This is a genomic window from Pontibacter sp. H249, from assembly GCF_037892465.1.
Lineage (GTDB): Bacteria > Bacteroidota > Bacteroidia > Cytophagales > Hymenobacteraceae > Pontibacter.
Genome location: NZ_JBBKTR010000001.1, coordinates 520,613 through 535,112, shown reverse-complemented (window position 1 = coordinate 535,112; position 14,500 = coordinate 520,613). Strand labels below are relative to the sequence as shown.

10 protein-coding genes are annotated in these 14,500 nt (G+C 46.0%); 2 read left to right on the top strand and 8 right to left on the bottom strand.

The annotated features are described in order from the left end of the window. Nucleotides 1-30 precede the first annotated feature (30 nt). Nucleotides 31-2,379 carry a penicillin-binding protein 1C gene (pbpC, locus tag WG943_RS02095; RefSeq protein WP_340406511.1) on the bottom strand — a complete coding sequence of 783 codons (2,349 nt, stop codon included), beginning with the start codon at nt 2,377-2,379 and terminating at the stop codon, nt 31-33. 14 nt (nt 2,380-2,393) lie between these two features. After that, nucleotides 2,394-7,826 carry an alpha-2-macroglobulin family protein gene (locus WG943_RS02090; protein ID WP_340406510.1) on the bottom strand — a complete coding sequence of 1,811 codons (5,433 nt, stop codon included), beginning with the start codon at nt 7,824-7,826 and terminating at the stop codon, nt 2,394-2,396. Nucleotides 7,827-8,104: 278 nt separating this feature from the next. On the opposite strand from WG943_RS02090, the gene WG943_RS02085 reads away from it, so the two are divergent. Beyond that, the gene (locus WG943_RS02085; RefSeq protein ID WP_340406509.1) at nt 8,105-8,617 is read left to right on the top strand and encodes a glycine zipper domain-containing protein; all 513 of its coding nucleotides are present in this window, start codon (nt 8,105-8,107) and stop codon (nt 8,615-8,617) included. Nucleotides 8,618-8,778: 161 nt separating this feature from the next. Then, nucleotides 8,779-9,210 carry a YybH family protein gene (locus tag WG943_RS02080; protein WP_340406508.1) on the top strand — a complete coding sequence of 144 codons (432 nt, stop codon included), beginning with the start codon at nt 8,779-8,781 and terminating at the stop codon, nt 9,208-9,210. A 73-nt stretch (nt 9,211-9,283) separates the two neighbouring features. Here the strand turns inward: WG943_RS02080 and WG943_RS02075 are convergent, their stop codons facing one another. The 6 genes from WG943_RS02075 to WG943_RS02055 form a co-directional block, all read right to left on the bottom strand. Next, complete coding sequence (locus WG943_RS02075) at nt 9,284-9,985, bottom strand: DsbA family oxidoreductase (RefSeq protein ID WP_340406507.1); 702 nt, start codon at nt 9,983-9,985, stop codon at nt 9,284-9,286. A 90-nt stretch (nt 9,986-10,075) separates the two neighbouring features. Continuing rightward, nucleotides 10,076-10,630 carry a peptide-methionine (S)-S-oxide reductase MsrA gene (msrA, locus tag WG943_RS02070; protein ID WP_340406506.1) on the bottom strand — a complete coding sequence of 185 codons (555 nt, stop codon included), beginning with the start codon at nt 10,628-10,630 and terminating at the stop codon, nt 10,076-10,078. 190 nt (nt 10,631-10,820) lie between these two features. Continuing rightward, complete coding sequence (locus WG943_RS02065; protein WP_340406505.1) at nt 10,821-12,407, bottom strand: M20/M25/M40 family metallo-hydrolase; 1,587 nt, start codon at nt 12,405-12,407, stop codon at nt 10,821-10,823. A 478-nt stretch (nt 12,408-12,885) separates the two neighbouring features. After that, nucleotides 12,886-13,155, bottom strand: coding sequence for a heme NO-binding domain-containing protein (locus tag WG943_RS21215; protein ID WP_445323617.1), 270 nt, complete (start codon nt 13,153-13,155; stop codon nt 12,886-12,888). Nucleotides 13,156-13,330: 175 nt separating this feature from the next. Continuing rightward, on the bottom strand, nt 13,331-13,741 hold the full coding sequence (locus tag WG943_RS02060) for a hypothetical protein (protein WP_340406504.1): 411 nt from the start codon (nt 13,739-13,741) through the stop codon (nt 13,331-13,333). Nucleotides 13,742-13,821: 80 nt separating this feature from the next. Continuing rightward, the gene (locus tag WG943_RS02055) at nt 13,822-14,391 is read right to left on the bottom strand and encodes an NADPH-dependent FMN reductase (RefSeq protein WP_340406503.1); all 570 of its coding nucleotides are present in this window, start codon (nt 14,389-14,391) and stop codon (nt 13,822-13,824) included. Between the last annotated feature and the right edge of the window lie 109 nt (nt 14,392-14,500).

The window sequence follows — 14,500 nt, the reverse complement described above, 5'->3', positions numbered from 1 at the left end:
AATCAAGATTTAAACATTTGCGATTTGCCCTTATAAAAACCTCACAGTTATATAGCTGTCTGTATTCCTGCCCTGGTCATCGGTGCAGGATATTTTATACTTTCCTACCTGTTTTGGCTCAAAAAACACTTTTTCGTTGGCTGCTGCGGCTTTTATAAACTTGTTGTTGATGTACCAGTAAACCTGCTTTACCTCATTGTGGGTATTGCAATGCAGCATCAGTTGTTGTTGTTGTTCCTGTACCAAAATGTATTCCATGCCTGGGGCAGGAGACGTAATAACAGGAGCGTTTTCTTTAAAGATGCGACTACAGCCTGGGTTGTGAGGCGGTATTTGCTGGTAAGGAATATGCTCAGAAGTATAAAAGGTGAGCAGTTCCGGAGCATGGTTCGGGTATAATTGCTGCACAAAACCTGTAGCAGGCTGGCAACTGGTGCAGTAGCTATACTTTTTATCCTTAGAAACTGCGATTCTCTTTAAATGGCTGCACTTTTGTGTGGAGGAGATGCCGGGAATGAACGTATCCAGTACCTGGTTTTTGCAAAACCTGTTAACAGGATTGCCAGTTTCGGCGCACACCACTCTTAAACCTATGCCCTTTGGTTGCTGAAACCACCCTGAAGTGGAGTTGTAGTCGATGCTGTTAAAGATGTCGAAAAGCAGGGGAGTGGCCGAATCGGTGCCGTTAAGTTCAGGTACACCCTCACCGGAGAAATTACCAACCCACACGCCCACAGTATACTTTTTATTGTAGCCAATGCTCCAGGCATCTTTGCGGCCATAGGATGTTCCGGTTTTCCAGGCAATTTTGGGCAGGTTCGGGCTGTTATGGGCATTGTGCGGCAGGTCTGGGCGGGTGAGTTGTGTTAAAATTTGATTTGTCATGTAGGCCGATGCCGGTGAGAGCAATTGTGTTTCTTGTTTCAGAGAGTCCTGTTGCAGCCAGTTAACAGCGCTATACTTTCCCTGGTTGGCAAAAGCAGAGTAAAGTAGTGTTAATTCCTCCAGCTTCACATCGCATCCACCCAAGATCAACGACAGTCCCAGTTGGTTGCCACTGTGCTTCATTTCAGAGAATTCTGCTTGCTGCAGCTTCTGCACCAAAGTATAAACACCCAGCTGGTCGAGCACTTTTACGGCTGGTACATTTAGCGAAGTAGCCAGCGCCTGCTCAATAGTTACATTGCCATTGTAGTTGCCAAAATAATTCTGAGGGCGATAACCGGCGTAGTCTACAGGAACATCTGTAATCACAGTTTTAGGAGTGAACAAGCCTTTGTCAAAAGCCGTTGCATACAGAAACGGCTTAAGTGTGCTGCCCGGAGAGCGAATTGCCCGCACCCCATCTACCTGCCCATGATGCGCATAATCGTTAAAATCAGCCGAACCCAAGTATGCCTCTACAGCTTTGGTTTGGTTGTTTATGACCAGCACCGCTGCATTGTGGATATTTTGGTAGCGCAGGCGCTGCATGTAATTGTAAGCCAGTTGCTCCACTTTCTCCTGCACCTGCCGGTTAAGTGTTGTTTTGATGATGGGCTGATTTTTATACTTCCGGTACATCCGGTAAGCAAAATGAGGGGCTACTTTGGGTGCATCCTGCCTGCGCGCCTCCAGCGGCTCCAGCAAGGCATCTTCAATCTCCGAAGCCGGAAAAGTGTTAAGATCTTGGTAGTAACGCAGCCACTTGTTCCTGAACTCCACGATCTGTTCGTTCTGCTCGCCAATGCGCAGCGAAGACGGCTTGTTTGGGATAACTGTTAGCGTTACAGCCTGTGCCAGACTTAGCCTTTTTGGAGACTGTTGGAAGTATAAAACAGAAGCTGCTTTCACGCCCTCAATGTTTCCGCCAAATGGCACCAGGTTTAAGTATAGCTGCAGAATTTCGTCTTTGCTGTAATACCACTCCAATTGCAATGCCCGGAATATCTCCTTCAGTTTATTGGCATATGTGCGTTGCTGCGGGTACAGCAACCGCGCCACCTGCATAGTAATAGTAGAGGCGCCTGATGTCTTTTTATCTCTGATTATGTTGTTTGCTAACGCCCTGGTAATAGCAAAAGGATTAATGCCGGGATGGTAGTAAAAGTACTTGTCCTCTTTTAGCAGCACCGCCTTTTTAAGTACCGGGTTTACCTCATCTGGCTCCAGTTGCATGCGCCACTTATCATCCCTGCTCAAAAATGCATTGATCACGCTGCCATCGGAAGCGGTGATGACGGTGGAGTAGGAGATGTTTACTTTTAGCGGGTATAGTTGATTGAGGATAGCAAAGGCGAAGCAAAGTATAAGCGCAAAGTATAAAGTATACTTCAGCAAAGGCTTGCTGTGGGTTAGCAGCTGCTGGCTAAGGTTATACTTTGTTTCTTGTGTTGGCATTTTGGTTTATCCGCTTACCTCACTTTCACAACTCCACCACCCGAATAACTATGATACTCTGCATTATACATGGCGTCTGCGCCAACAGGCCCTAACTGGAATTCACCTTTGCTAACAGCACGCACCTGGTAAAAGAAATACTGCTGCTCAGGCTTGGCTGTGGCGTATAAGTTGATCCTGTCGTCTCTGATATCAATATGATCCGGGGTAGCTGGTTTTTGAGCTTCTATCCAACTGAATTCACGAGCCGTCATCAAGCGTGGGTTTTCTATTTCGAAGCCGGCGGGCAGCATATCTGTTATGGCTACATTTGGTATGCTTCTACCATCCAACGACTGCAACTCGACACCCACCACTACCAGGTCGTTTTGTTTAAAAGTGTTGTTAGTAATCTGTTTGCCGTTTCTATCAAAAAATGTTTTGCGAACCTTCAGATAACTATCTTCGCGCTTCACATCGCCGCTTTGGCTGATTCCTTCCAGCTCCCAGAAATAGTACAGGCTGCCTGTTCCTTTGCTGCGTATGCTGATCGGGCCGCTGCCAATGTTATTGTTTAAGGTAAGGTCCTTGCCGGTAAAGGTGCCAATTTGCTTGCCATTCTGGTATACTTGTGCGGTTTGTGAGCCTCCGCTTCTGCTCGAGAGCTTACCCAAAGCCATTAAGGCAAAAGCACGTTCTTGAGTGTTGTACCAGCGTTTCGAGCGTAGTTCCTGCGACAAGTGCTTGGCTAGCGTACCAACCTGCGGATTATCCGGATCAGCCTCCATCAAACCGTTTAGCGAGATAGCCATGTCGCGTAGTGGGGAATAGAAGCTGCCATCCAAAGCACGAACCGAAGTTTCGCCGGAAAAGGAGCGGGGCAGGATTTGGTTAAAGCTCTCGCGGCTGCCGTTCAGGGCGTAGGTGCTGGCGAGCAGGTAACGCGAATCCAGCGACAGCAGCTCCGGTTTAGCTTTGTAGTAGTTCATGGTAGACCAATCTACTTTGCCGGCTATACTTAGCACGTACAGCGAGTAAACCGTTTCGCGGGCAGCGATATACTTTGTCTGTACCTTTCGGCTGGCGTCGTAATAACGGTACTCTTCCAAGGCCTTACCTTTCACCTTTTGCTGCAGGTACCGAACGGCTTTATCCAGCACCTCCTGCGTTACCGGGAAACCGGCTTTCTTGGCCTCCAGTAAGAAATGTGTGGCGTAGGTACTGCTCCACCAGTCGGTGTAGGTGGCGCCGGGCCAGTAGGTAAAACCACCGTCGTATTGCTGCATCAGCTCAATTTTGGTAATAGCCTCCTGCACCAGGTAGTTCGGGTTAAAGGTTCGGCTTTTCTTATCTTGGTTTAGTGAGCGGGCCAGGTCGGTGTAGTATAGCAGCGGGAAAGCAGTGGAAGTAGTCTGCTCCAGGCAACCGTGCGGGTAGCGCAGCAGGAAGGTAATATCGTCGGTGAACTGCGCCAGCGGCGAACGACTCACTACCAGCTTAGCCGACACCGATGAAGGTATAAAGTCGTTGGCTAATTTGATGTCAGCTGTGGCTCCGTCTTTTATACTTCCGGCCTCTGTTACTTTAGTAAGTGGAGCAATAGGGCGAACGGTGATGTCGGTGTTGTTGTTGAACTGCTCGTTTAGGGCACTTACAACCACCTTTACTGTTGCCTGACCAATGGCAGGTGTAGCCACTAATTTATAAGTTACCTGTGCCTCGGCGTTCGGGTTTATACTTGCTGATTTACGACTTTCTCCTACTACTCGCAGCGGCCCTGTAACAGAGATTGAACTGGAGGCATTTGCTTTTTTGCCTGTCGTATTACTTAGCGTAACCGGCACCAGCACCGTATCTCTTGGGCTTACAAAACGAGGCAAAGCCGAACTAATCACAACCGGATCAGAAACCCGCATCATTTTTTCTGATGAGCCAAAGGCATTATCCCTGTAAGCCACTGCCATGATGCGAACGGCACCAGAGAATTCAGGAATGCGCACTTGCACGGTGGCCTCGCCGTTCCCATCAGCCTTTAACTGCCCGCTCCACAACGATACAAGTTTTACACGCTTGGATGTAAGCGGATTGATGCGTTTTGCCAGATCGTAGCCGTCGCCGCCTACGCTGGAGCGGAAACCAAGCTCTGGAAATAAGTAGGGGTACAGGTCATAAGAATTTACTTCCAGCGCGCGCTTCTGGTAAAAGTATGCGTGTGGGTCTGGAGTCTGATAATCTTTAATCTGAAGTATACCTTCGTCTACTACCGCCAATGTAAGTTCAGCGTTAGGTGCAGTTTTCACCTTCACGGTTTGCAGCCTGTTTGATCTGGATGTTTCCGGGGCAAATATGGCTACAGGTAGTTGCGTACTCTTTTTGGTAACGGTAATCGGTTTAAAGCCACGTGCTATGGTAAGCGGCATCTGGTTGTCCTTTACCTGGCGCAACGCAATAGCAGTGATGTAGGCCGTTGGCAGATGCTCGTCTTTAATGGGTAAAGTAATTGAGGCGGCTTTCTTATCGGTTTTCAGATAATGATAGCTCAGCACATTACCCTGCTCTACCGTTACCAGTATCTTACCCGCAAATGGAGATTTAAACAGGATTTTCGCTTCGTCACCAACCTCATACTTTTCTTTGTCCAAAGAGATGTCTACTTCGCCTTCGGTGCTCACGGCAAAGGAGGTGCTTTCGGTATCGCCCCAGCCGTAGGCGTAAAACTCCTGCGCCACATAGTTGTAAGCGCCTGGTCGCATCACACGAATCTCATACTGCCCTGAAGCGGCAGGCGTAAAGTTAAAAGTAGCGCCAGAAGTAGGTATGTTAATGTTTTTGCTGATCAGGACGTTTTCTCTTCGCTGCGACTTATAGTTATACTCCTCTACGTTCCGCTCAATTACCGACTCGTAAGTGTATCGCACCAGCTGCACCTTAGCTGTTGATGACACCGGAGAACCGTTACGATCAAGGGCAATGATAGGGATGTTCATGGCATGGCGGGTGCTCACATAATCATCAAAGTTCTTGATACCGAAGAAAGCCTGCTGCGTGCTTACATCAAACTTGTTCAAGCGATTTACAGGGCGGCCGGTCTCGTCGAAAACAGTGGTATAAAGCGAACCGTCCAGCAAACCTATATCCTGGAAATTCTCCAGCTCAAACACCTCCTGCGCTTTGCCTTGCTCATCTGTCTGGCCCTGGCGGGTGCTGGTTTGTATGTTCACATCGCCGGAGGTTTTGATGTCGAAAGTATAATCTGGGTAGCGTTTGGCCTCAAAGGTCTTCTTTTTCAGGTTGAGCTGTGTTTCGTAGTTTCGGTTGGCAGCTGGCGGCCCGAAAAGGTTTTGCGCTGTTAGGTTAAGTATAAGCTTCTCGCCGGAAGTATAAATGCTTTTATTCAAAGTAGCTGTCACCTTCAGGCGGTCCGGCATAAACTCCTCCACGCCAATCTTCTTAGAATTTAGCAGCACATCGTTACCAGAGTATACTTCTAGAGTATAAGTGCCCGTTACGGCTGCCCCGTTCAATATAAAGCTTGTTTCGCTGGCGCCCTGGCTGTTTAGTTTGCCTTTGGTGCTGCGGTACTCTTTTCCGTTTGGCAACAGCAGTTTCACTTTTACAGGCAAGCCAGCCACTATTTTCCAGTCGGGGGTGCGCACTACCGTGTTTACATGAAGGGTGTCACCGGGGCGATAGAGGTCGCGGTCGCCGTAGATAAAGGCATCGTAGTTTAGTTCGCTCAGGCGTTTGCCGCCTACCTCGAAGCGCGAGGTGTTTACCTGTGTCTGGCTGTAGGGCATGTAGTTAAAATCGTCGCCTTTGCGTGCCGTGATCATACCAACCTTAAAATCCGGAGCCGTTTTGCTCATGCTACTGAACCGAGCTACGCCGTCTTTATCCGTTATGGCTTTGTGCACCACCTGGTTGTTTGTGCTGATAAAGCGAATCTCCACACCTTCCATGGTAGTAGCTTCGCGAATTGAGTTGGCAAACACCACTACTTCGTCTTTGCCCTGCTTGGCAATCAACCCGATATCAGACACAGATACGATCTTAGAATCCTTCAGCCAGTTTTTATCAGTGCTGGAAACGGCTATCACATACAATCCTTTAAACTGACTGTCGAAATCAAGGTCGTGCAGGTTAAGGTTTAATAAATAAGAACTCCCTTTTTTTGGCAAGCTTTCAGTATTGTACTCGCGTTCAAAAAGCACGTTGCCGTTGTTCTCGTTTACATCATAGTAGGTGTTGGAGTAGTATTCTTCGGTTGCCTCGTCGTAATAACCGTCGTATACTTTGCCCTCGCGCAGGTAGTGCAGAATATTGTTTTCGTATACTTTGCTGATGCTGATCTTGATGCGTGGCACTTTATTGATATTAAGTGCAATGTTGCGGGCACCCTGGCTGCTGAGGTAAATGCTTTTAGCATTTATAAAACCCACACTCGGCTGCACATCTGCAAACGTTACGCTGTGCCTGTAGGGCTGCCCCATCGGTTTTCCTTCCATGCCCATCAGGTCGCCGGAGAGGGTAAGGGTGTAGGTGCTGCTCTGTTCGAAATTCCCTTTCAATACCAAACCGTTCTGCAGGCGCTCTACAGTGAACTCCTGCCGAGGACTAATCTCAAGTAAGTTGCCGAGATTGCTGTTTGTAACAGGCTGTGTGGTTAAGATGTAAATACGCTCTTGGCCTTCTTCCAGAGCGGTGCTTACCTCCATCACCTGCATGCGCTGGCGGCTGGGCAGCAGTACATCACGTTCAAAAGTATGGTCGGTTAGGTTGGTGCTGCCGGCAATGCGCAGGCCTTTTGCTATACTTAAACGCAACGGAATCTCCTTGTCTGCTTGCCCCTCCACGTTCTTTACCCGAATTGTAATGTTGTCGCGGTTGCCGCTGGCAAGTTCTACAGGCAACTCCTTGTTTCCTGCATATATCTTTAAATGCTTCCGCAGTTCCTGGAAAAGCACCGGGTAGTTAAAATCAAGCAACAGGCTTGCCTCCAGTTGGTTTGGGTTGTTGTCATTTGCTACCCAATAACTCTTAACCTCTTGCAACCTTAAGTATGGGGTATGAAACGTAAAACCCTGGCCGGCGGGAATTTTATACTTGGTACCGGAATGCCTGAGTAGCTTATCGCTTAGTTCGGTCTTATAGCTGGTGGCTGGCGCAAACGGTTTATCCGGAGAAAAGACAAGCTCGTTCGGGGCCGTCCATTTATACTTGCCAGGTACCTTTGGTGTGATGGTGAAGTATGGAATGGTGTCCCATTTGTTCAGCAACGAATCGCCAACTAAATCCTTATCAAAACTAAACACCAGATTTTGCTCCTGTGCTACTTCTTGTTCAAAGTTTCTGCTTTCCAGTCGTAATTCATCGTCGTTGCCCCGGCAGTTTACAAGCAAAAGCAGTAGAAGTATAGCCTTTAGCCAGATATGGAATTGGGTTGGTTGGGGTGCAGACTTAGAATTCATAGTAAGAGCGGGTGCAGAAATAGTTTACTAAATGTAAGCATTGTTTAATTATAACGAAAGACTTGAAAATACAGGTAAAGCTGCTGTGTTAAATTTATAAGGTCTATTCTTTGTACTGCTGGGTGTAGCTTGTGTTAAAAATTTTATAATTGATTATCAGTGTGTTGCAATATTTTTGGTGCTAGTGTAGATAAATTTTGCTCTGCACCTTCATCTGTTGGCACGCAACTTGCAAATACCTGTTCAGTTAGTATTAGTTTTAACAAACTATCATCGTTATGAAAAAGATTAGTCTAGTATTGAGCCTTGCATTTTTAATGTTTATCGTGGTGAGCAGCTCATCACAGGCGCAGGAGAGAAAGAAGTGGAGTCCACAGGCTAAAGGTGCAGTTATTGGCGCGGCCACAGGTGGTGCGGCTGGTGCCATTATACATAAGCGTAACCGCGTAGTGGGTGGTGTTGTAGGTGGTGTAGTTGGTGCCGGTGCCGGTTACGGTGTTGGTAAAATCATCGACAACAAGCGTAAAAAAGAAGAAGCAGCAGAAGCAGCTGAGCGTATTGCCGCAATCGAAAGATCAAACCAATACAAAGTTGCCGCAGCCAGAAGCGCAGCCCCAGCACAGGCCAGAACCACTAAAAAAGCGGTAACTCCTGCTGCTCCAGAGCCAGCTGCACCGGCTTACGCAGCCAACGATAACGTATTGTTTACTTCAGGTTATGTGCTTAACCCGCACTACGGTGACCCAAGCAAACCATACTATACTTCAGAATATAGAGTGAAAAGCTGGTAATTGGATCTTTACAACATAGAAGACCAGGCTCAGCGCCTGGTCTTTTTCTTTAAAGCATGTGCACCCTTAATTTAAATCTTACGTGTATATGCAAAATGAAAAAATGAACATATCTAAATTTAAGAATCATGAAACCGTTTAGTTATATAGCATTTATACTTATGTTTACTTTCTTGGTAGCGTGTAATGGCAGCAAGGAAGAAATGGATGTGCAGCAGTTGAACCAGGATTTTATATCTGCCTGGAACAGCAAAGACTCTGAAAAGGTAGTTTCGATGCTGGGTGAGGATGTACAGTTTCTGCAAGGTGAGATGCACCTGAGAGGCAAGTCTGATGTTTCTAACCGCTGGGTTCGTGAAACGATTAATACAATTAACAACCTAAGGCTAAGCAACGTAAGCTCTGCTGTAGACGAAAACCTGGCATACGGTGCCGGTACATTTACTGTAGATGTATTGCCAGCCGGACCTCAGGAGCCGCATGGTACAGGAGAGGGTAACTATATCATGCTTTGGAAAAAAGGAGAAGACGGCGAATGGAAACTTAACTATGCCCAACTAGAAGATTTGCCGGTACAGGCCAGAAACTTCTAAATTAATGTTAATACATATAGAAAGGCCGCTGAAGAATTATACTTCAGCGGCCTTTCTATTTATATTTCTGAGATTAGCAGCAGCCGTCTATACCGCAGCTTCCGCCCTCTGCTTTTACCTCTTCAAACTTAGGCGCCACTTGTTGAAATACATTCAGGAACGCATCAGCTGGCTGTGCACCGCTAATTAAATATTTGTCGTTGATGATAAAGGCAGGTACACCTGTAATGCCGGCTGCCTGTGCCCATTGTTCCATCTCACGCACTTCTGCCTTTCCTGCTTCGCTTTCAAAAAAGCCTTCGAGCTTCTCTGCTGGAATGCCATTCTCAAGTCCAATTTTTGTTAGCAGTTCTGTGTCGTTCATGTTATTGCCCTCGGTAAAGTAGCTGTAGAAAAGAGCCTCTGCTACTTTTTCCTGCACACCGCATTCGCCAGCCAGCCAGATTAACCTGTGCCCGTTAAAGGTATTGTTTACCGTTGTAGATTTATCAAAGTTAAACGCTATACCTACCTCAGCACCGGTTTCCGTCATTTGCTGGTTCATGGCATCTAGCTTAGAAAGTATAGCCGGGCCATAGGCATTTTTAAAATAATCCAGCTTGTTTTGCCCTTCCTGTGGAATACTGGCATTTAACTCAAATGGCTTGTAATACAAATCAAATTCATACTTGTATTTGGTGGCCTCAATAGCTTTGTTCAAGCGTTTTTCTCCTACATAGCACCAAGGGCAGTTGATGTCGGAAACGATGTCTATTTTTATCTTTTGTTTTGTCATGTCAAAGTTTAATTACCTCTCTATCAACAAAGGTATTGTATTAAAGTTTAAACTTGTATTTTGATGTAGCTATGCCTGCTGCTTGAAGAATTAAGCCTTATTCTTGTCGCGCCAATGCTTTTCTATAAAACCTACTCTTCCTGAACCAATGCTATACATTTTGTAGTGCGCCGGGTTCTTTTGGTAGTAATCCTGATGATACTCCTCGGCAGGCCAGAACTTTTGCGCGGGTAGTATAGGCGTCACGATTGGGCTGCTAAACCTGCCACTTTCATCGAGCTCCTTTTTAGATTCTTCTGCCTGCTTTTTCTGTTCCTCGTTGTGGTAAAAAACGGCTGTTTGGTAAGAAGAACCCCGGTCACCGAATTGCCCGCCGGCATCAGTCGGATCTATTTGCTCCCAGAAAACCTCCAGTATCTCTTTATAAGAAATTATACTTGGATCAAAAGTTATCTGCACAGCCTCGTAGTGACCGGTGGTGTCGGAGCAAACTTCTTTGTAAGTAGGGTTTTCGGTATGGCCCCCTGTGTAGCCGGAGATGATGCTTATTACGCCATCCCATTTATGAAAAGGCTTTACCATGCACCAGAAGCAGCCGCCGGCAAAGGTGGCTAATTCATACTTGTTGTCGTTGCTATTTTCCATTAATCAGGTTCTTTATTTATACTTTCTGTTTGTACGCTGCATCGCAGCAATTGTATCAGATTACAGTTTAACAAAGTATAAACGGCATTGTTAAACGATATCAGCACGAAAAGCAAGAAGCCGCTCAAGTATAAACTTAAGCGGCTTCTTTTTTTATTAAAAGCAGTAAAGCTTTATGTATGCTTCAGTTTTAGTCTAAACCACCTTTACGGGTTGCTGGTCTGGCTTGCGGCCAGCTCATAGGCTCACCTGTTCTAGGGTTTAAAGGCATAACACTACGCTCACGCGATACCAGTTCAGGCTCTTCGCTGGCCATGTAAGCCAGGATAGCAGTCAGGATTACGTTGCTGCGCACATCGTCGAACACAATCTTGTCATAGGTGTCGCGGTTTGTGTGCCAGGTGTAGTTGCCATACGACCAGCTAAGTGAGCTCAGCATAAACGCAGGAACATCTTTAGCTACAAACGAGGCATGGTCAGAACCACCGCCACCAGGCATACCCGGGAAGCTTGTCTCGATGTCTCTTGTGATTTCGCGCGGAACAGCGTTTAACCAACGGCCCATGTAATCATAAGAATGCAGGAAGCCTTGGCCAGAAATGTTGGCTACCCGGCCTGTACCGTTATCCTGGTTAAATACGGCCTGTGTGTTTTTCACAATCTCAGGGTTATCTTCTACGAAAGCGCGCGAACCGTTAAGGCCCTGCTCTTCGCTACCCCAGTGGCCTACAAGTATCGTACGCTTTGGGTTAGGATATACTTCTTTCAGGATGCGCATAACTTCCATCATCAGGATAGTGCCTGTGCCGTTGTCTGTTGCACCTGTACCGCCATCCCAAGAATCAAAGTGAGCAGAAAGGATCACGTACTCATCAGGTTTCTCAGAGCCTTTGATTTCTGCAATCGTGTTAAAAGTAGGAACCGGCTTTTTAGCGTGCTTCGAATCTGCTACTACTTTAATGCGTGGCTTGCTGCCGTTCTCCGCCAGGCGGTGTAGCATACCATAATCTTCCAGGGCAATATCTACTGTAGGGATTTTCTTAGTATAAGCGCTGAAGATTTTGTTTACACCAAAGCCGCTAGACCAGTTAGACATGATAATACCAGCTGCACCGGCGTTCTCTAAAGCAACAGGCAGTGTGCGTGAAGTTTTACCAGTCGCCGAAATGCGCTTGCGGTAAGCTTCGTTCTGCGCATCACGCTCTTTTTTCATGTTCTCAAATGATTTCTCGGTAGCAAACTCTTTCCAGTTATACTCTGGGCGGCCGCTTGGCTGGTTCATCGAGATCATCACAAATTTGCCTTTTACACTTGGCAACCAACGCTGGAAAGCAACAGAGTCAGCAAAATCTGGCATAGTGATTACCTCAGCCGTTACACCTTTAGATGGCGTTGCAGGGCTCCAGGCCAGTTGCATTCCTTCCAAAGATTTTACACGTGGGTGTACCATATCAATGTGTGTAATGCCGCGTTCCCAGCCGCGCCACTCACCATACTTCTGAGTACGGGCATCTATTCCCCAGCTTTTATACTTGTCTACAGCCCAGTTAGCAGCCTGCTCCATTTGCGGCGTGCCTACCAGGCGTGGTCCGATTCCGTCCATCAGTTCATGGCCCAGCTTCTGGAGATGAGAGTTCTCGGTTGCCTGCTTGATGATGTTCTGGATAACAGGATCTTGTTTAACCTGCGTCTGTTGTGTTTGTTGCGGCTGTTGTGCCTGTGCAACGCTGCCGGTTAACAGCAACAGCGCCAACAGGAAATGTGCGCGTTTTTTCATGTTAGATAATTTGTAAGTATAGGTTGAAAGTGTGAATATGTTCGTTTTCAGCTAATGCAGTCGTAAATTAACAAATCTTAAGGATTAGATAAAAAGTGTTTACATTGCTTGGAAGGCATCAGATTTAAAAACAGCCATGCAAGACCAATTTTACACGGGCCGGTACTAAGACTGTTTTTAGTTGCTAAGGTTTAAATGGAGAAGTAAGAGATGTACGCAGAAGCTGTGAAACTGCAGAAAATATGAGGATCTGGCTTAAATAAAATTAGAGATAAGGTAGGGTAGGAGTAAATAGAATTAATGCAGCACCTTTAAATAAATTTAAGTTTCTAGTTGAAATCTACCTTAATCTGTACACACTCCGCATCCGAGGACGTGAGCATGATACTATTTATAGTATCGCTTTCCTGGTAGTAATGAGTTATACCTTTAATAATACCAACTGCCATGCCGGCCATTTTTCGGTGTGGGTGATAACTTACATAAGTTGTGTTGGCTCTCTTTTAGTAATTAGCAGCTTTGGTGGAGTTGTTCGGTTGCCTTGCAGTTTTACAGCCCCGTGCATGGCCGTCTCTATATGAAGAAGCATTTCGTAAGTATGCCACTCAGGGCTTACATACTTTTTGTAAACCAGGAGAAGATCAGGTACTAAAAACTCACCATACTTTTCCAGCAGTTCATACTCTGAGGTACCACTAACAAAGGAGTCAGCTTTTAAAATAGAGAATAGTTTAGCAGTAGGGTACAGCTACATCATCTGATTATAAGAACTAGGTATGCCTGCTGCCTCTGCTAAGTTGGCCCAGCCACTATAACCGTAGTTGTGCTCTATAAACAGACAAGTAACATAAACATAGAGCCGTGCATCATATCCACTTTTTCTGCGTCGGTTGCTGTTATATAATACAGTACTTTAGTTATGCTTATTTAATTATTAGCCAGTTAATAGCTTCTGTTTTGCTTGAGAAGGTACGAACCAAGAAGGGAATTGTGCCTGACTTCTCTATCTCCTTGATATTCTCCTGAGCCCTTGCTTCTTTATTTGGGTCAGCAGGTTTTATGCGGGCAAGCTTTTGTAACCGTGTTTTGGAAAGCTCAGTTGCTAAATAAAAGGTAAGTTCTCTGTTTTCCTCCTCGTTTATCTCAATTATAGTATGACTAGCATCCAGTAGCAGGCGCTTCACATCATAGTTTCTGACTGTCGATACCAATAGTTTGAGGCTCTCTTTTATCTCCAGGAGCATAAATTTTTGTAAGTCAGGATACTTAACGTCTAGTATGTCTGTGGCTGGGTTGTACTCCAGCTTTATGATGCTGTTCTGATGAATAATCATCTTTTTTGTTGTAGTTAAATTACCCTTAGAGATAGACGAAGTTACAACTGTTTATTTAGAAAATTACTTGTATTAAACACCTAAGATTTTTCCTGCTCCATTTTCCTTTTTGCCTCTATGCACCAAAGCATTTCATCCATCAAACTTTTTGCTCGTTTCTCTGTGCCTTCTTTATCGGTGGGGTTGCCTTCTTCGTCGTAGTTGCTTGCTACTTTAGGTACCGGAAACATGGCTGGCACTACCCATGCATGCATTTTCCAGAGCGAAAACTGCAGTGCGCGCATTACTTGCATGCCTCCAAATGGACCTGCTGAGACTGTTGCAAGTCCGATCGGTTTACGATGCCATTCATCATACAGCAGGTCTACTACATTTTTGAGGCTGGCAGGGTAACCGCCGTTATACTCCGGAGTAGCAATGATTACACCGTCTGCATTCGCAATCTTATCTGCAAACTCCTGTGTTTTTTTGGATGGCTCCTCCTGAAACTTTAGGCGTTCCTCAAAAATAGGAAAGTTATACTCTTTCAGGTCCAGTATTTCGGCGGTGGCAAGATTGTTATCGGTAATATACTTTTGAAAGAACAGGGCTACCCGATGTGTGTTGCGACCTGTGCGCACGCTGGAGGAGATGATGGCAATGTGTGGCATAGCTTATGTATAAAGATTGGAAAATGTAGTGTTTTGGCAATTTTTCCTTTAACGATGGAGTCGTGATGTGGTTATTGCTGCAAGTATGAACTCAACAAGCAGACCGATA